This window comes from Mesorhizobium carmichaelinearum (assembly GCF_900199455.1).
In the GTDB taxonomy this organism is placed as follows: domain Bacteria; phylum Pseudomonadota; class Alphaproteobacteria; order Rhizobiales; family Rhizobiaceae; genus Mesorhizobium; species Mesorhizobium carmichaelinearum.
On record NZ_FZQR01000014.1, the window covers coordinates 130,687 to 147,218 of the forward strand.

At 64.0% G+C, this 16,532-nt stretch carries 16 protein-coding genes and 1 pseudogene; 9 read left to right on the plus strand and 8 right to left on the minus strand.

All coding sequences use genetic code 11. The annotated features are described in order from the left end of the window. The first annotated feature begins 61 nt into the window (after window positions 1-61). Complete coding sequence (gene xylA, locus CKW40_RS28325) at window positions 62-1,387, plus strand: xylose isomerase (RefSeq protein WP_095203127.1); 1,326 nt, start codon at window positions 62-64, stop codon at window positions 1,385-1,387. Window positions 1,388-1,593: 206 nt separating this feature from the next. Beyond that, window positions 1,594-1,797: a hypothetical protein gene (locus CKW40_RS28330; protein WP_095203128.1), complete on the plus strand. Its 204-nt coding sequence runs from the start codon at window positions 1,594-1,596 to the stop codon at window positions 1,795-1,797. Window positions 1,798-1,869: 72 nt separating this feature from the next. Here the strand turns inward: CKW40_RS28330 and CKW40_RS28335 are convergent, their stop codons facing one another. After that, window positions 1,870-2,850, minus strand: a complete 981-nt coding sequence (locus CKW40_RS28335; protein ID WP_095203129.1) for a GlxA family transcriptional regulator — start codon at window positions 2,848-2,850, stop codon at window positions 1,870-1,872. A gap of 79 nt (window positions 2,851-2,929) precedes the next feature. Here CKW40_RS28335 and bcoG point away from each other — a divergent pair, with 79 nt between their 5' ends. From bcoG to CKW40_RS28370, 7 genes are all read left to right on the plus strand, one after another. Next, window positions 2,930-3,853 carry a 3-dehydrocarnitine:acetyl-CoA trimethylamine transferase BcoG gene (bcoG, locus tag CKW40_RS28340; RefSeq protein ID WP_095203130.1) on the plus strand — a complete coding sequence of 308 codons (924 nt, stop codon included), beginning with the start codon at window positions 2,930-2,932 and terminating at the stop codon, window positions 3,851-3,853. Between the two features lie 14 nt (window positions 3,854-3,867). Further along, window positions 3,868-4,497, plus strand: coding sequence for an HD domain-containing protein (locus tag CKW40_RS28345; RefSeq protein ID WP_095203131.1), 630 nt, complete (start codon window positions 3,868-3,870; stop codon window positions 4,495-4,497). Further along, window positions 4,494-5,606, plus strand: coding sequence for a carnitine 3-dehydrogenase (locus CKW40_RS28350; RefSeq protein ID WP_095203132.1), 1,113 nt, complete (start codon window positions 4,494-4,496; stop codon window positions 5,604-5,606). Before CKW40_RS28345 ends, CKW40_RS28350 begins: the two co-directional genes overlap by 4 nt. Window positions 5,607-5,609: 3 nt before the next feature. Further along, complete coding sequence (locus CKW40_RS28355) at window positions 5,610-6,773, plus strand: acyl-CoA dehydrogenase family protein (RefSeq protein ID WP_095203133.1); 1,164 nt, start codon at window positions 5,610-5,612, stop codon at window positions 6,771-6,773. 86 nt (window positions 6,774-6,859) lie between these two features. Beyond that, window positions 6,860-8,938 (plus strand): acetate--CoA ligase family protein, encoded by a 2,079-nt coding sequence (locus tag CKW40_RS28360; protein ID WP_095203159.1) that lies wholly within the window; start codon window positions 6,860-6,862, stop codon window positions 8,936-8,938. Next, a complete protein-coding gene (locus tag CKW40_RS28365; RefSeq protein WP_095203134.1) occupies window positions 8,931-9,713 on the plus strand; it encodes a carnitinyl-CoA dehydratase in 783 nt (260 codons plus the stop codon). Before CKW40_RS28360 ends, CKW40_RS28365 begins: the two co-directional genes overlap by 8 nt. 124 nt (window positions 9,714-9,837) lie before the next feature. Continuing rightward, on the plus strand, window positions 9,838-10,776 hold the full coding sequence (locus CKW40_RS28370; RefSeq protein ID WP_095203135.1) for an alpha/beta hydrolase: 939 nt from the start codon (window positions 9,838-9,840) through the stop codon (window positions 10,774-10,776). Between the two features lie 413 nt (window positions 10,777-11,189). On the opposite strand, the gene dapA is transcribed toward CKW40_RS28370, so the two are convergent. From dapA to CKW40_RS28415, 7 genes and pseudogenes are all read right to left on the minus strand, one after another. Then, complete coding sequence (gene dapA / locus CKW40_RS28385; RefSeq protein WP_244571319.1) at window positions 11,190-12,095, minus strand: 4-hydroxy-tetrahydrodipicolinate synthase; 906 nt, start codon at window positions 12,093-12,095, stop codon at window positions 11,190-11,192. Further along, window positions 11,983-12,543, minus strand: coding sequence for a hypothetical protein (locus tag CKW40_RS44690; protein ID WP_244571315.1), 561 nt, complete (start codon window positions 12,541-12,543; stop codon window positions 11,983-11,985). Before CKW40_RS44690 ends, dapA begins: the two co-directional genes overlap by 113 nt. A gap of 37 nt (window positions 12,544-12,580) precedes the next feature. Continuing rightward, entirely contained in the window at window positions 12,581-12,802 is a 222-nt protein-coding gene (locus CKW40_RS28395) for a hypothetical protein (protein WP_244571316.1), read from the minus strand. 15 nt (window positions 12,803-12,817) lie between these two features. Further along, window positions 12,818-13,009 carry a hypothetical protein gene (locus CKW40_RS28400; RefSeq protein ID WP_095203140.1) on the minus strand — a complete coding sequence of 64 codons (192 nt, stop codon included), beginning with the start codon at window positions 13,007-13,009 and terminating at the stop codon, window positions 12,818-12,820. A 185-nt stretch (window positions 13,010-13,194) separates the two neighbouring features. Beyond that, window positions 13,195-14,853: an FAD-binding dehydrogenase gene (locus tag CKW40_RS28405; RefSeq protein WP_095203141.1), complete on the minus strand. Its 1,659-nt coding sequence runs from the start codon at window positions 14,851-14,853 to the stop codon at window positions 13,195-13,197. A gap of 42 nt (window positions 14,854-14,895) precedes the next feature. Next, a complete protein-coding gene (locus CKW40_RS28410; RefSeq protein WP_095203142.1) occupies window positions 14,896-15,882 on the minus strand; it encodes a Gfo/Idh/MocA family protein in 987 nt (328 codons plus the stop codon). 297 nt (window positions 15,883-16,179) lie between these two features. Further along, a pseudogene (locus CKW40_RS28415) lies at window positions 16,180-16,532 on the minus strand (integrase); the annotation flags it as partial.

Genomic DNA, 16,532 nt, shown 5'->3' on the forward strand with positions numbered 1-16,532 from the left:
CAGGACCGAAACCAATTACGCCTGAGGTAATCAGGGCGAACTATTCGAGAGAGGACAGATCATGAGCAGCGGATTTTTCGGCGACATCCAGAAGATCAAATATGAGGGGCCGGATTCGACCAATCCGCTGGCCTACCGCTTCTACAATCCGGACGAGGTGGTCGCCGGCAAGCGGCTGGAAGACCATCTGCGCTTCGCCGTCGCCTACTGGCACTCCTTCGCCTGGCCGGGCGGCGATCCGTTCGGCGGCCAGACTTTCGACCGCCCGTGGTTCCCCAAGGCCGGCGGCATCGACACGATGGAACTGGCAAAACTCAAGGCCGACGTCGCCTTCGAGATGTTCTCGCTGCTCGGCGCGCCCTATTTCTGCTTCCACGACGCCGACGTGCGGCCCGAGGGCAAGGATTTTTCCGAAAGCGCCGCCCGTCTCGACGAGATCGCGGATTACTTCGCCGGCAAGATGAAGCAGACCGGCGTCAAGCTTTTGTGGGGTACGGCGAACCTGTTCTCCAATCGCCGCTTCATGTCGGGCGCCGCCACCAATCCCGATCCGGACGTCTTTGCCTATGCGGCGGCGACGGTGAAGAGCTGCATCGACGTCACCAAGCGACTGAAAGGCGAGAACTATGTGCTGTGGGGCGGGCGCGAGGGCTATGAGACCCTGCTCAACACCGACCTTGCCCGCGAGCAGGAACAGGCCGGCCGCTTCCTCAGCCTCGTCGTCGACTACAAGCACAAGATCGGCTTCAAGGGCACGATCCTGATCGAGCCGAAGCCGCAGGAGCCGACAAAGCATCAGTACGATTATGACGTCGCTACCGTTTACGGCTTCCTCAAGCGCTTCGGGCTGGAGAAGGAAGTAAAACTCAACATCGAGCAGGGCCATGCCATCCTGGCCGGCCATTCCTTCGAGCACGAACTGGCACTGGCCAATGCGCTCGGCGTCTTCGGTTCAATCGACATGAACCGCAACGACTACCAGTCGGGCTGGGACACCGACCAGTTCCCCAACAACGTGCCGGAAATGGCGCTGGCCTATTACCAGGTCCTGCAGGCTGGCGGCTTCAAGACCGGCGGCACCAATTTCGACGCCAAGCTGCGCCGCCAGTCGCTCGATCCGCAGGACCTGCTGATCGGTCACATCGGCGGCATGGATTCTTGCGCGCGCGGGCTCAAGGCTGCAGCCCGCATGGTCGAGGACAAGGCGTTGTCGGCGCCGCTGGCCGAGCGCTATGCCGGTTGGAACAGCGCCGAGGCCAAGGCGATGCTGTCCGGCAAGCGCACGCTGGAGGACATCGCCGAGCGCGTGGTGAAGAAGAAGATCGAGCCGCAGCCACGCTCCGGCCGTCAGGAATTGCTCGAAAACATCGTCAATCGTTACGTCTGAGGGCGGAAAGCCGATTCGTATTGCTCGAGGGGCGGCGGGATAACACTCCTGCCGCCTTGGAACGGCCTTGCGCCAAGGGGCGCATCCGGCGACAAGGTTTTGCCCCTTCGCGCCCCTCAATCACCTCGCTCTTGCCTTCAAACTGCCGTCACGTATCTCGTATAAGAGAGACCTGTGGCGGGTGAAAAGGAAGGAGGCGAACCGATATGCAGCACGAACGCGAAATCGACGCCCTACTCTCATCTGGCGAGACCGGATCGATCATCGACCGGCTGATGGCGCTGCCGCGGCCGACCGACGACGTGAAAAACGAATGGGATCGCGCCGTCAGCAATCGCTTTGAAGTCCGGCTGGTGAGACAGATGCGCTCACAGATCGACGCCGGCAGCGATCGCCAGAACGCGGCGTAAGCCCTGGAGCAATTCCAGGAAAAGTGTGAAGCGGTTTTCCGTCTGGAATTGCGACAATACAAAGAGATCGACCTAACCCCGACGAAGCCTGACCGGGGCTTCGCCGAACGCTCTTGAAAACGCTCTGGAAAATGCCGCGGCGGACGAGAATCCTGTCCGCCCGGCAATATCCGCCATGGCCACCCTGGTGTCGACCACCAACCGGCGTGCGGCCCCCAGGCGCAGCCTGAGATAATAGGCGCCCGGCGTCTCGCCGATCGACTTGCGAAAAATGCTTTCCAGTGTCCGCGCCGTCGCTCCGGCGCGCCTTGCTATGGCCTCGATGGTCAGCGGCTGGTCGACATGCGCTTCCATCAGCCGGATGGCCTGCGCCAGGCGTGGATCGTAGCCGTCGAGCCGGCCAAGCGAGACCAGCGGCTGCGCATCGGTCGCCACGCGCGCCTGATCGTAGATGAACGCGCTTGCCACATCGAGCGCCACGGCCATGCCGAGCCGGGTGCGAATCAGGTGCAGCATCAGGTCGAGGGTCGGCGACGCACCGCCCGTGGTGAACACCGGCCCGTCGATGACGTAGCGATCGGGGCGCACGTCGACGCCGGGAAAGGCCGACGAAAAATCCTCCATGTCCTCCCAATGCGTGGTGGCGCTGCGCCCTTCCAGCAGCCCAGCGCGCGCCACCAGCCATGTGCCCGCCTCGACGCCGCCGCAGGCGCGGGCCAACCGCGCCGCGCGGCGCAGGCCGGCGAGCAAGGCTGACGTGGCATAGTTCTGCGTGCCGAAGCCCGCGACCACGATCAGGACATCGGTCGGTTCCGTGGCGTCGAACCGGCCGCTGACCGCTATGGGCAGGCCGCATGTCGTGACCGGCGCCTCGCCGGTCACCGAAACCAGTTTGAAGTCGAACAGGGTTTCGCCGGCGATGCGGTTGGCGGCGCGCAGCGGATCGACGGCGCATGCCACGCACATGATGGATGCCCCGGAAAACACCAGCATCGTGACCTTGAGCGGCGACTGCTCGGGGCGAAAGATATCGGGCTTTTCGCTTTTAATCATACCGCCTTCGTAAAACGTAAAACAGTTCCTCGCAAGTCGCGCAATGTTGTGCCTCTGTTTCGATTGGGAGGAGAATTCCATGCCGCTTGCGATGAACCGTGAGGTCTTCATTACCTGTGCCGTGACCGGATCCGGCGGTTCGCAGGATCGCAGCCCGCATGTGCCGCGTTCGCCCAAGCAGATCGCCGATTCGGCCATCGATGCGGCCAAGGCCGGTGCGGCAATCGTTCACTGCCATGTCCGCGACCCCGAGACCGGCAAGCCGCGCCGCGACGTGCATCTCTACCGTGAAGTCACCGAGCGCATCCGTGACGCCAATGTCGATGTGGTGCTGAACCTCACCGCCGGCATGGGCGGCGACATGGTGTTCGGCTCGCCGGAGGCGCCGCTGCCGCTCAATGAGAGGGGCACCGACATGGGCGGCGCCACCAACCGCATGGAACATGTGCGCCAGTGCCTGCCGGAAATCTGCACGCTCGACTGCGGCACCATGAATTTCGCCGAAGCCGATTACGTCATGACCAACACGCCCGGCATGCTGCGCGCCATGGGTGGCATGATGACGGCGCTTGGCGTCAAGCCGGAGATCGAGGCTTTCGACACCGGCCATCTCTGGTTCGCCAAGCAGCTGGTCGAGGAAAAGGTGCTCAACCCCGACGCGCTGGTGCAGCTCTGCATGGGCGTGCCGTGGGGCGCGCCCGATGACCTCAACACCTTCATGGCCATGGTCAACAATGTGCCCTCGACCTGGAACTGGTCGGCTTTCGCCATCGGCCGCAACCAGATGGCCTATGCGGCAGCGGCGGTGCTGGCCGGCGGCAATGTCCGCGTCGGTCTCGAAGACAATCTGTGGCTCGACAAGGGCGTGCTGGCGACCAATGCGCAGCTGGTCGAGCGCGCCGCCAGCATCGTCACCAATCTCGGCGCCAGGATCCTCGGCCCGGAGGAAGTGCGCAAGAAGCTCAACCTGACCAAGCGAGCGCCGATCGCAGCCGCGGCTTAGAGCGGGAGGCAGTCATGACAACCGTCAAGTTCACCGCGATGAAGGATGGCGACAAGGACGACTACGAGTTCCTGACCGCCCATGAAATCGACTATGCCGCCAAGACCGGCGATCGTCTGCTCGACGCGCTGGTGCAACTCGATGAAGGCCTCTCCGGCTACAAGATCACCAGGCTCGGCCATTCGCTGCAGGCGGCGACGCGCGCCTGGCGCGACGGCGCCGACACCGACTGGATCGCCTGCGCGCTGCTGCACGACATCGGTGACATCTACGCGCCCTACAATCACGACGAATACGCTGCTTCGATCCTGAAACCCTTCGTGCGCGAGCAATGCACCTGGGTGGTGGAAAAGCATGGCGACTTCCAGCGGCTCTATTACGCCCACCATCTCGGCGGCAACCGCCACGCGCGCGATCGCTTCGCCGGCCACGCCTATTTCGACGATTGCGACCAGTTTTGCGAACGCTGGGACCAGTCTAGCTTCGACCCTGAGTACGAGACGCTGCCGATCGAGTTCTTCCGGCCCTTCGTGCTCGAAGTCTTTGCCCGCAAGGCTTACGACGCATCCGTGATCCGCGCCGGCGAGCGTGTGCCTCTCCTAGATCCCACTACAGCCAAGACAAGAACCGGAGCTTCCGCATGAGCATCATCAACAAGGCGGCCGCCATTGGCGGCGGTGTCATCGGCGCCGGCTGGGTGGCGCGGCTGCTGCTCAACGGCATCGACGTGTCGATCTTCGATCCGGATCCCGAAGCCTCGCGCAAGGTCTCGGAAGTGATGAAGGGCGCGCGCCGCGCCTACAAGCAGATGGTCCCCGGCGGCCTGCCGAAAGAGGGCAAGCTGACCTTCGCCAAGACCATTGCCGAGGCGGTCGCCGATGCCGATTTCATCCAGGAAAGCGTGCCGGAGCGGCTCGACCTCAAGCACAAGGTGCTGGCCGAGATCGACGCCCATGCACCGGCCAACGCCATCGTCGGCTCGTCGACCTCCGGCATCAAGCCGACCGACATGCAGGTGGCGATGAAGAAGCACCCCGAGCGGCTGGTCGTCGGCCATCCGTTCAACCCGGTCTACCTCTTGCCGCTGGTCGAAATCGTCGGCGGCGATCAGACCTTTCCCGAGGCGATCGAGGTCGCCAAGGAGATCTACGCCTCGATCGGTATGAAGCCGGTCGTCATCCGCAAGGAGATCGAAGCCTTCGTCGGTGACCGCCTGCTCGAAGCCGCCTGGCGCGAGGCGCTGTGGCTGATCAAGGACGGCATCTGCACCGTCGAGGAGCTCGACGACATCATGCGCTACGGCTTCGGCCTGCGCTGGGCGCAGATGGGCATGTTCCAGGTCTATCGCGTCGCCGGCGGCGAGGCCGGCATGCGCCACTTCATGGCGCAGTTCGGGCCGTGCCTGAAATGGCCTTGGACCAAGCTGATGGACGTTCCGGAATTCAACGACGAACTGGTCGACCTGATCGCCACCCAGTCGGACGACCAGGCGCATGGCCTGTCGATCCGCGAGCTGGAAAAGATCCGTGACGATAATCTGGTCGCGATCATGGACGCGCTGTCGAAGCAGAATAAAGGCAAGGGCTGGGGTGCCGGCGCGCTGCACAAGGACTACACCAAGCAGCTGGCCAAGCTGGCGGCGAAGAAGCCCACAGCTTCAAAGGCCGCCGAGAAGGCCAAGGCCTCCAAGCCGGTGAAGAAGGCTGAAAAGCCGGCAAAGGGCGGCAAGGCGAAGAAGAGCAAGAAAGGCTGAGCCATGGATTTCGGTCTTTCGGAGGAACAAAAACTCATCGTCGAGACGACGCGCGCCTTCGTCGAGAATGAGCTCTACCCGCATGAGCGCGAGGTCGAGCGCACCGGCGTGCTGCGCCGCGAGCTGATCGAGGAGATCAAGGCCAAGGCCATCGAGGCCGGCCTCTACGCCGCCAACATGCCGGCCGATGTCGGCGGTGCAGGCCTCGATACGGTGACCTGGCTGCTCTACGAAAAGGAACTCGGCCGCGCCAACTATGCGCTGCACTGGACCTGCGTGGCGCGTCCTTCGAACATCCTTCTGGCCGGGACGCCTGAGCAGCGCGAAAAATATCTGTTCCCCTGCATTCGCGGCGAGAAGTGGGACTGCTTGGCAATGACCGAGCCGGGCGCCGGCTCCGACCTGCGGGGTATGAAGGCGACCGCCGTGCAGGACGGCGACGATTGGGTGCTGAACGGCACCAAGCACTTTATCTCCCACGCCGATCTCGCCGATTTCGCCATCGTGTTCATGGCTTCCGGCGAAGAGGATTCGCCGCGTGGCAAGCGCAAGAAGATCACCGCCTTCTTCGTCGACAAGGGCACCAAAGGCTTTACCGTCCGTGACGGCTACCGCAATGTCTCGCATCGCGGCTACACCAATGCCATCCTCGAATTCGACGATTGTCGGCTGCCGGCGAGCCAGGTGCTGGGCGAAGTGCATAAGGGCTTCGACGTCGCCAATTCCTGGCTCGGCGCCACCCGCCTGCAGGTCGGCGCCACCTGTCTCGGCCGCGCCGAGCGGGCGCTGGGCCACGCCGTCGAATACGCCGCGCAGCGCCAGCAGTTCGGCCAGCAGATCGGCAAGTTCCAGGGCGTGTCGTTCAAGCTGGCCGACATGGCGACGGAATTGAAGGCCGCCGACCTGATGGTGTTCGAAGCCGGCTGGAAGTACGATCAGGGCACCGTCACCGACCAGGACATGGCCATGGCCAAGCTGAAGGCCACCGAAATGCTGGCTTACGTTGCCGACGAGGCGATCCAGATCCATGGCGGCATGGGACTGATGGACGACCTGCCGCTGGAGCGCATCTGGCGCGACGCCCGCGTCGAGCGCATCTGGGAAGGCACGTCGGAGATTCAGCGACATATTATTTCGCGGGCGCTGCTGCGTCCGTTCGGAGCTTAGAGCATGATGCGCCAAAGCCGGGATTCGGTTTTCTCGGACAAACGAGATCGTTTGTCCTGACATCGCGCTCAAACGAAAAGATGACCATGCATAAACTCGAACGTCTCCTGCGCCCGAAATCGATCGCCGTCTTCGGTGGCGTGCAAGCCGCCGCCGTCGTCGCGCAATCGATCAAGATGGGTTTTGCCGGCGAAATCTGGCCGGTACATCCGACCAAGGACGAGGTTGCCGGACGCAAGGCCTACCGCTCCGTCGCCGATCTGCCCGGCGCGCCGGATGCTGCCTTTGTCGGCGTCAACCGGCATCTGACGATCGAGGTGGTCAAGGCGCTGGCCGAACGCGGCGCCGGCGGCGCCGTCTGCTTCGCCGCCGGCTTCCTCGAAACCGAGGCCTATGACGATGACGGCGAGCGGCTGCAGGCCGAACTGGTCGCCGCCGCCGGCCAGATGCCGATCATCGGGCCGAACTGCTATGGCTTGATCAACTATGCCGACGGCGCGCTTCTGTGGCCCGACCAGCATGGCGGCATCAGGCTGGACGAGGGCGGCAAGGGCGTCGCCATCATCACCCAGTCGTCCAACATCGCCATCAACATGACGATGCAGAAACGCGGCCTGCCGATCGCCTTCCTGATGACTGCCGGCAACCAGGCGCAGACCGGCCTGTCCGAAATGGCGCTCGGCCTGATCGAGGACGATCGCGTCACCTCGCTCGGCCTGCACATCGAAGCTTTTGACTCCGTAGCCGGCTTCGAACGATTGGCCGCCAGGGCGCGCGAGCTAAAAAAACCGATCATCGCCATGAAGGTAGGACGTTCCGAACAGGCGCGTCAGGCGACGGTGTCGCATACCGCGTCACTGGCCGGTTCGGATGCCGCCTCGGGCGCTTTCCTGAGGCGGCTCGGCATTGCGCGTGTCGATTCCATCCCCGCCTTCATCGAGGCGCTGAAGCTGCTGCACATCACCGGTCCGCTGCCCGGCTATCGCCTGTCGTCGATGAGCTGTTCGGGCGGCGAAGCATCGGTCATGGCCGATAGCGCCGAAGGCCGCTGGGTCAATTTCCCGGTTCTGACGGAAACGCACCGCGCCCATGTCAAATCGACGCTTGGGCCGCTGGTCGCTGTCGCCAACCCGTTGGACTATCACACCTTCATCTGGAACAACGAGCCGGCGATGACCGCCACCTTCACCGCCATGGTGTCGGGTGGGTTCGACCTCAATATGCTCGTGCTCGACTTTCCGCGCCCCGACCGCTGCTCGGTCACCGACTGGTGGGCAACGCTGCGCGCCTTCGAATCGGCGCTGAAGACCAACAAGGCGCATGGCGCCATCGTCTCCTCACTGCCGGAGAACCTGCCGGAGGAATACACTGCGGAGCTAATGGCGCGCGGCATGGTGCCGTTGTTCGGCATTTCCGAGGCAATGGATGCCGCAGGCGCAGCGGCCTTCATTGGCTGGGCATGGGCTGAACCGCAGGCGCAGCCGGTCGACACCTCCGCTGCCGGCGCCGCCGGCGGAGATCATGTCACGCCTGACGAGGCCGAGGCCAAGGCGCGGCTGATCAAGGCCGGGCTTCCCGTGCCAAAGGGCGAGCGCGCCGGCAATGCGGTTGAGGCGGTGATCTCGTCGATGGCGCTCGGCTTTCCCGTCGCCCTGAAGGCGCTGGGCGTCGCCCACAAATCCGAGGTCGGCGCCGTCCGGCTCAACCTCAAGGATGCCGAATCCGTCAGCACGGCGGCGCATGATTTGCTGCCGCTCGGCACCGGCCTCTATGTCGAGCGCATGGTGCGCGACGGCGTCGCCGAGCTGATCGTCGGCTTCACCAGGGATCCGATGTTCGGCGCTGTCATGACGCTCGGCACCGGCGGCGTGCTGGTCGAATTGCTGCGCGACAGCGTCACCTTGATGCTGCCGGCGACGCGCGACGATATCGAGGCCGCACTGCGCGGCCTGAAGCTGTTCCCGTTGCTCGAAGGCTATCGCGGCCGGCCGAAAGCCGACGTGGCGGCCGCCATCGAAGCCATCGCGGGCATTGCCGGCTTCGTGCAGAAGAATGCCGGCGAGATCGAGGAACTCGACATCAACCCGCTGATCGTTTGCGTCGAAGGCAAGGGCGCCTGGATCGCCGACGCGCTGCTGGTGCTGGGAGAGAACAAGAATGTCTGACGTCATTTCGACCCGCCGCGAAGGCTCGATCCTCGAGGTCACCCTCGATCGGCCCAAGGCCAACGCCATCGACCTCAAGACCTCGCGGCTGATGGGCGAAACCTTCAAGGCGTTCCGCGACGACCCGGAGCTGCGCGTCGCCATCGTCAAGACATCAGGCGACAAGTTCTTCTGCGCCGGCTGGGACCTGAAGGCGGCCGCGGGCGGCGATGCGGTCGACGGCGACTATGGCGTCGGCGGCTTTGCCGGGCTGCAGGAACTGCGCGACTTGAACAAGCCGGTCATCGCTTGCGTCAACGGCATGGCGGTGGGCGGCGGCTTCGAGCTGGCGCTGTCCTGCGACCTCATCTACGCATCAGACCATTCGTCCTTCGCGCTGCCCGAAATCCGCGCCGGCACGCTGGCCGATGCGGCGACGATCAAGCTGCCGAAACGCATTCCCTATCATGTCGCCATGGACCTTTTGCTCACCGGCCGCTGGATGGATGTCGCCGAGGCGCATCGCTGGGGTCTGGTGAACGAAGTGCTGCCCAAGGAAAAGCTCGATGACCGCGTCTGGGAGATCGCCCGCCTGCTCGCCAGCGGCCCGCCGCTGGTCTTCGCCGCCATCAAGGAGACCGCGCGGGTGGCCGAAGCGCTGACCTTCCAGGATGCCATGAACCGGGTGACGCGCCGCCAGTTGGCGACCGTCGACGCGCTGTATGGCTCCGAGGATAACATGGAAGGCTTCCGCGCCTTTGCAGAAAAGCGCGACCCGGTGTGGAAGGGGCGATGAGCCACTTTACCCTCCCCTCGATGGGGAGGGTCGGACCGCAGGTCCGGGGTGGGGTGAAGCGCCGGCACCCCCACCCGCCGCTCCGCGGCGACCTCCCCCATCAAGGGGGAGGTAAAGGAGTTCCATGACCGACTACAAAACCCTCATCGACGCCGAGACCTGGATCTTCATCGACAGGACCAAGTCCTATTATCCGCCCGATACGATCGACTACACCATCGCCCAGCAACGCGCGATCTATGACCGCATGTGCCGGGAGTTCTTTGCCGGCTATCCCCAGGGCGTGGCGGTCGAAACCTCAGCCATTGCAACGCCCACGCATGACATCCCGATCCGCATCTACCGAAGCGCGCTCGAAGCAGCGGCGACAGTGCTCTACATCCATGGCGGCGGCTTCATCCTTGGCGGGCTGGACAGCCATGACGATGTCTGCGCCGAGCTCTGTGCCCGCACCGGCTACGAGGTTGTCTCGGTCGACTACCGGCTGGCGCCGGGGCACCTGCATCCCGCCGCCTTCGACGATGCGATGAGTGCCTTCGCATGGGTGGCAGCCACCCGCAATCATCCCATCCTGCTCTGCGGCGACAGCGCCGGCGGCAATCTCTGCGCCGCCGTCGCTCACGCCACGCGTGGCCAGGCGAAGCGGCCGGTCGGCCAGGTGCTGATTTATCCAGGCCTCGGCGGCGACCGCTCGAAGGGGTCCTATGTCACGCATGCCGAAGCGCCGATGCTGACCATGCGCGATCTCGAATTCTACAAGCACATCCGGACCGGTGGCGCCGACCGGACCGGTGACATAACGCTCTCGCCGCTGGCCGACACCGATTTCGCCAAGCTGCCGCCGACTGTTCTGATCACCGCCGAGTGCGACCCGCTGTCTTCAGACGGCGAAGCCTATCGTGACCGGATCGTCGCGGCGGGCGGGCGTGCCACCTGGTTCGAGGAGCCGGGCCTGGTACACGGCTATCTCAGGGCCCGCCACACGGTCGGCCGCGCCCGCGAGAGTTTCACACGGATCGTCGACGCGGTAGCCGCGCTTGGACAGGGTACTTGGCTCTGGTGAGTGCCCCTCCTTCATATGTGGCCTTTATACTCTGCCCAAAACCTGCTCTCGAATTCCTATGCGGTCAGCGACTATGTAATTGCGGGCCGCCGCTTGACCGGCGCCGGGAACAACAGACTGGCTTCAGACGAGCATGAGACCACATTCAGCCTGGCTGACCTCCAGGGTCAGCCGCAGGGTGCCGACGGAGTATTTTTGTCCTGGCAAATCTGAAAGAGCAGGGGGCAATCATCGGCCAACTTGCCGGCCACCCGATCGCCGATACGGTCGTCGATGCGAGTGGATCGCGATATCGCTATGTCGGTGTCGCAACGCGCGCCGCCGATGGACGCTTCGACGTCGAAGCGCTCCGGGCTGGCGAATGGATCGTCCAGCCGGGATTGGTCTATGCCGCTGATGGCAAGGCGCCTTCGTCAAAGCCGCCACGGCACGGGCGCGGCAAGCGCCGGTCCTGATTGCACGACGCCGGCGATGCTCCCATTCAGCGTCAACATCGCCTCGCGTATCGCGACCTCGGTTTCAGGACGAACAGCTGTCATCGGCAAGCGAACATCCGGGCTCATGCCCAGCGCCAGGCTGAGCGCATATTTGACCGGCATGGGATTGCTCTCCAGTTCGAGCGCCGCGATCAGCGGCCGCAAGCGATGATGGATGGCCCGCACGGTGTGGTGGTCGCCTTGCCTGCAGGCATCATGCATCTCGACGCACAGTCGCGGCGCGACGTTGGAGACCACCGAGATCGTTCCACGCCCGCCCATCGTGTTGAAGCCGAACGACGTTGCGTCGTGGCCGGAGAGGCAGATGAAGCGACGCCTGAGCACGGCCGGAAGCGAGGATAGCCGGCTCACATCGCCGGTGGCATCCTTGATGCCGAGGACGGTTGGGATCTGCGCCAGGCGCTGGATCGTCTCCAATGAAAGGTCGACGCCGGTGCGCGCCGGCACATTGTAGACGATGATCGGTATCCTGACCTTGGCTGCGATCGCTTCGAAATGGCGAAAGATCCCCTCCTGGCTCGGCCTGTTGTAATAGGGCGTCACGATGAGAGCGGCGTCGGCGCCAAAGGCTTCGGCGGCTGTCGAAAAGGCGATCGTCGTTTCGGTGCTGTTCGTGCCGGTGCCAGCGATAACTGGCACCCTGCCGGCGGCGATCTTTACGCACAGCGCGATGATGTCGAGGCGCTCCTCCCACGACAGGGTCGGGGCTTCACCTGTGGTGCCGCATGGGACCAGCCCGTTGATTCCCTGTTCGATCTGCCAGCGCAACAGCGCGGTCAGTTGCTTCAGATCGACCTCGCCGTCGGTGAATGGCGTTACCAGCGCGGTCATCGCTCCGGTCAGGCGCATTCGGGCTTGTTCTGACGTCATGGGATTCTCCTGGATGAATTTCTGGATGCACCGTCTTTTCGAGGTGCGAGGAAAGCAGGGCCGACAGCAGCGCGGCTGCCAGATCGATGTGGTCCGCTTTGGCTGCGCCGGCCCCGGTGGTTTGAATGGAGCAGAACCAGCGCTCGCCAGCCCTGCTGATGGCCGACACCGAGCGCTCCGGCTTCGACAAAGCGACCAGCAGGAGGACAGCGTCGAGCATGGCGCCAGCCTCCATCAGACCGGCAAACCGCCGGCCCTGCCGGGACAACCTGTCGAGCGACAGGGCGCGGGCCGCCTCCCAAAGCTGGTGCTCGAGCAGCCTGCCGACATGCGGCAGGCGATCAAGCAATCCGGCGAGATCGGCGCTGTTTGGCCCAGCAATGTCGTTGGAATTGTCCATGGCCAGATCGTTCCGATCAGTTCGGAACCGGCGCGGCTCAGTTGAACAGGGAAAGCCGCACACTTGCCGGGGCGAAACGGATCGCGCCGGCGCGATGGCCGCTTTCCATCGCGGCGAAACGCACAGCGGAATTCCTGTCGGCAAAAACGCCGCCGGTCTGGCCTTCTTCGTCACGCGCGATCCAGTGGCCTTCGCCATCGCGCCCGACGACGAAGCGGTGAAGGGCGTTTCCGTCAGGGGGAATAAGGGAGCTTTGCATGGTCATCTCCTGCCTTCAGGAAAGCTGGGCGGCGATCGTGGCGGCGGCCACCAAGGCGCCGACGACCAGCAGCCACCATGTCGGTGTGAAGGGCGCGATCAGGCTGACCGGCCTGCGATTGCTGTTGGCCGCACGCCTGATCTGTTCGACCTGCGACGCCGGCAAAGGGCGATGGGTGGGCAGATAGAGCCCGTCTGAGAGGAACATCGAAGACTTCCTTCTTTCCGCCGCCACGAGGTGGCGGCTGCCTGCAGCGGCTCAGGACCGGCTGCACGCAGAAAGATAAAAGCATCGGCATTTGTATTCGAGGCGGGCGAAATCTGAAAAATATAAAAAAGTCATATGTTTATCGCCCGGGCGTATAGGACCCAGGCGACTGCGATGGCGGCGTTTCACGCCACCGAGGCAGCCGCCGCCCGGCCGGCGCTGCGGCCGGAGAAGATACAACCGCCAAGGAACGTGCCTTCCAGCGCCGCATAGCCATGCACGCCGCCGCCACCGAAGCCGGCGGCTTCGCCCACGGCATAGAGTCCGGGCACCGGCTGGCCGTCGGCACCCAGCACGCGGCTGTCGAGATCGGTCTGCAGGCCGCCCAGCGTCTTGCGGGTCAGGATGTTGAGGCGCACCGCGATCAGCGGACCATTTGCCGGGTCGAGCATTTTGTGCGGCTTGGCCGTGCGGATGAGCTTGTCGCCGAGATAGGCGCGGGCGCCGCGCAGCGCGGTGATCTGCATGTCCTTGGAAAACGGATTGTCGAGCTGCCTGTCGCGGGCGCGCATTTCTCGCTCGACCTCAGCGACATCGAGCAGCGGCTCACCGCCGGCCAGCGCGTTCATACGCGCCACCAGCTTCGAAAGATCAGCCTCGACGATGAAATCTTCGCCCTTCTCCATGAAGGCTTTCACCGGACCCGGAATTCCCGATGTCGCGCGGCCCAGCACCTGCCACCAGCTCTTGTTCGTCAGGTCGGGATTCTGTTCGGAGCCTGAGAGGGCGAACTCCTTCTGGATGATTTTCCTGGTCAGGATGAACCAGGAATAGTCGAAGCCGGTGCTCATGATGTGGCTGAGCGTGCCCAGCGTATCGAAACCGGGATAGAGCGGCACCGGCAGGCGTTTTCCCCTGGCATCGAGCCAGAGTGAGGACGGGCCGGGCAGGATACGGATCGCATGCTCGGTCCAGATCGGCGCCCAGTTCTTGATGCCCTCGACATAGTGCCACATGCGGTCGCGGTTGATGATCGAGCCGCCCGCCTGTTCGGTGATCGCCAGCATGCGGCCATCGACGTGGTCGGGTACGCCGGTGATCATGCGTTTCGGAGCGTCGCCCAGCCGCTTGGGCCAGTTCTCCCGCACCAGCTGATGGTTGGCGCCGATGCCGCCGGAAGCGACGATGACCGCTTGCGCATGCAGTTCGAAATCGCCTGATATGTCGCGCGAACTCTTATGGCCGCGCTCGACCGTGCTCGGCTGGAGGATATCGCCGCGCACGCCGGTCACGATGGCGCCCGTCCGCGTCAGTTCGTTGACCCTGTGGCGGAACTTGAGGCTGACCAACCCGCGCTTCTGCGCCTCACGCACGCGCAGGACAAAAGGCTCGAGAACGCCCGGCCCGGTGCCCCAGGTGATGTGGAATCTGGGCACCGAATTGCCGTGACCGATGGCATTGCCGCCGCCACGCTCGGCCCAGCCGACGACCGGAAAGAACTTCAGGCCACGCTCGATCAGCCAGGAGCGCTTCTCGCCGGCGGCGAAACCGACATAGGCTTCGGCCCATTTGCGCGGCCAGAAATCCTCCGGCCGGTCGAAGGCGGCAGTGCCCATCCAATCCTCGAGCGCCAGATCATGCGAATCGCGGATGCGCATGCGCCGCTGCTCCGGCGAATCGACGAGGAAAAGCCCGCCGAACGACCAGAACGCCTGGCCGCCCAGCGACTGCTCCGGTTCCTGGTCGACGATGATGATTTTCTTGCCGGCCTCGGCAAGTTCGGCGGCGGCAACCAGCCCGGCCAGGCCGGCGCCGACAATGACCACGTCCGCATCGTCAGCCATTTTCCCTCCAGAATTAGCCGGCTATTTATTGCAGAGAGCTAGTCAGACTGCCTCCCAGCCGTCCTTATCGCCGGCGCGGAAGATGGCGTCGATGACCTTCTGGTTGAGCACGGATTCCTCCAGCGTGAAGACGCGCTCCTTGCCGCCCTGTGCAGCCCGCGCGAAGGTTTCGACCTCCAGCCGGTATTGCTGCGTGCCGGGAAAGCGGAATACCTGCGCCTCGGTGTGGTTCTGGTTGTGCAGTTCGACGCGGTGATGATCGTAGAGCCCGGCGTTGAACGGGGAAAAGACCTCGATGAAGCCCTTCTCGCCGTGGAACACCATCACCTGGCGCGCCGCCATTTGCGTCGACAGATAGAAGGACAGTTCGAAGTCGCCGAAATCGGCGCGGATCGAGGAATAGATGTCGGTGCCGAATTTCTTGTCGCGTTCGATCGTCGCCTGCACACGGCTAGGCTCCTTGCCGGTGGAGAAGCGCGTCGACACCGTCGGGTAGACGCCGATGTCGGGCAGCGCGCCGCCACCGAGGTCGAGCTGGTTGCGCATGTTGTTGGGGTCGACATTGTAGTAGGAGAAGGCGCCCTGCACATGGCGCAGCCGGCCAATGGCGCCGCTGGCGATGAGATCACGCACCTTGATCCATTGCGGGTGATAGATGACCATGAAGGCTTCGCAGACCAGCACTTTCCTGGCGTCGCGCAGCTTGATCAGCGGCGCGATGTCCTTGGCGTCGAGCGCGAGAGGCTTCTCGACCAGCACATGTTTTCCCGCCTCGATGGCTTTCGCCGTCCATTCGACATGCTGCGATGTCGGCAGCGGGATGTAGACGCCGTCGACTTCTTTGGAAGCGAGCAGCTCCTCATAGGAGCCGAAGGCATGGCGGGCGCCAAAACGCTCACCCAATGCCTTGGCCTTTGACAGGTCGCGGCTGGCGATCGCCGACAGCACGCCGTTCTCCGCCTCGACGATTGCCGGCAACAACTGCTCGCGGCCGATCTTGGCCGTCGACAACACACCCCATCGGAACATCAGGCTTCTCCATGTCGGTTATACCGGACGAGGTTTGCCCGAAATCGGCGGAAAAGCCAATGCGGAGTGCTGGTTTCCTCGCCCCACGAAGTGGGGAGAGGTGGCCCGGCGAAGCCGGGACGGAGAGGGGCCTTCGTAGAGTGCCCGGGCTTGCCGATTCCAGTGCCCTTAGGCGCGTATGTTATTGAAGGGCTCTGCCGTCGCGACCGTCGTCCCCCTCTCCGTCCCGGCTTCGCCGTGTCCAGCCGATAGATGGGTAACACTTTGAACCGGATACATGGGTAACAGTTCTCCCCCCTATGCTTCCGCCGCAGCGCCAAGCGGATTGGTTGGCGCGGCGCTGCGACGGATGAGCTTCATACGCTTGGTGTCGATGATGCCGAGCGGATGGGCATGGAAGCAGAGCGTCCATTGGCCATCCTCGGCCTCTGCAGCGGCGACGGCTTCACCGGCCAGTGTTTGCGAGACATAGACGAAGCCACCATTCCACTTGATCTCGCCGTTTTGGCGCACACGGCGCACTGCCGCCTCGTCCGGATAGTCGGGCTCGGGCGGCGTTCTTGGCATGGCGCGCCGTGAGGGGCGGTAATGCTGGGCTGGGGTGTCCATGGCGAGTGCCTCATGCGGGCGTTCCTCATTGTAGCTGCGCC

Excerpts from the sequence above, each read along its gene's own strand:
- CKW40_RS28360 (WP_095203159.1), top strand. The coding sequence starts at position 6,860 with ATGCATAAACTCGAACGTCTCCTGCGCCCGAAATCGATCGCCGTCTTC.
- CKW40_RS28330 (WP_095203128.1), top strand. The coding sequence starts at position 1,594 with ATGCAGCACGAACGCGAAATCGACGCCCTACTCTCATCTGGCGAGACC.
- bcoG (WP_095203130.1), top strand. The coding sequence starts at position 2,930 with ATGCCGCTTGCGATGAACCGTGAGGTCTTCATTACCTGTGCCGTGACC.
- CKW40_RS28335 (WP_095203129.1), bottom strand. The coding sequence starts at position 2,850 with ATGATTAAAAGCGAAAAGCCCGATATCTTTCGCCCCGAGCAGTCGCCG.
- CKW40_RS28405 (WP_095203141.1), bottom strand. The coding sequence starts at position 14,853 with ATGGCTGACGATGCGGACGTGGTCATTGTCGGCGCCGGCCTGGCCGGG.
- CKW40_RS44690 (WP_244571315.1), bottom strand. The coding sequence starts at position 12,543 with ATGGACAATTCCAACGACATTGCTGGGCCAAACAGCGCCGATCTCGCC.
- CKW40_RS28365 (WP_095203134.1), top strand. The coding sequence starts at position 8,931 with ATGTCTGACGTCATTTCGACCCGCCGCGAAGGCTCGATCCTCGAGGTC.
- CKW40_RS28410 (WP_095203142.1), bottom strand. The coding sequence starts at position 15,882 with ATGTTCCGATGGGGTGTGTTGTCGACGGCCAAGATCGGCCGCGAGCAG.
- CKW40_RS28345 (WP_095203131.1), top strand. The coding sequence starts at position 3,868 with ATGACAACCGTCAAGTTCACCGCGATGAAGGATGGCGACAAGGACGAC.
- CKW40_RS28400 (WP_095203140.1), bottom strand. The coding sequence starts at position 13,009 with ATGTTCCTCTCAGACGGGCTCTATCTGCCCACCCATCGCCCTTTGCCG.
- CKW40_RS28395 (WP_244571316.1), bottom strand. The coding sequence starts at position 12,802 with ATGCAAAGCTCCCTTATTCCCCCTGACGGAAACGCCCTTCACCGCTTC.
- xylA (WP_095203127.1), top strand. The coding sequence starts at position 62 with ATGAGCAGCGGATTTTTCGGCGACATCCAGAAGATCAAATATGAGGGG.
- CKW40_RS28350 (WP_095203132.1), top strand. The coding sequence starts at position 4,494 with ATGAGCATCATCAACAAGGCGGCCGCCATTGGCGGCGGTGTCATCGGC.
- CKW40_RS28355 (WP_095203133.1), top strand. The coding sequence starts at position 5,610 with ATGGATTTCGGTCTTTCGGAGGAACAAAAACTCATCGTCGAGACGACG.
- CKW40_RS28370 (WP_095203135.1), top strand. The coding sequence starts at position 9,838 with ATGACCGACTACAAAACCCTCATCGACGCCGAGACCTGGATCTTCATC.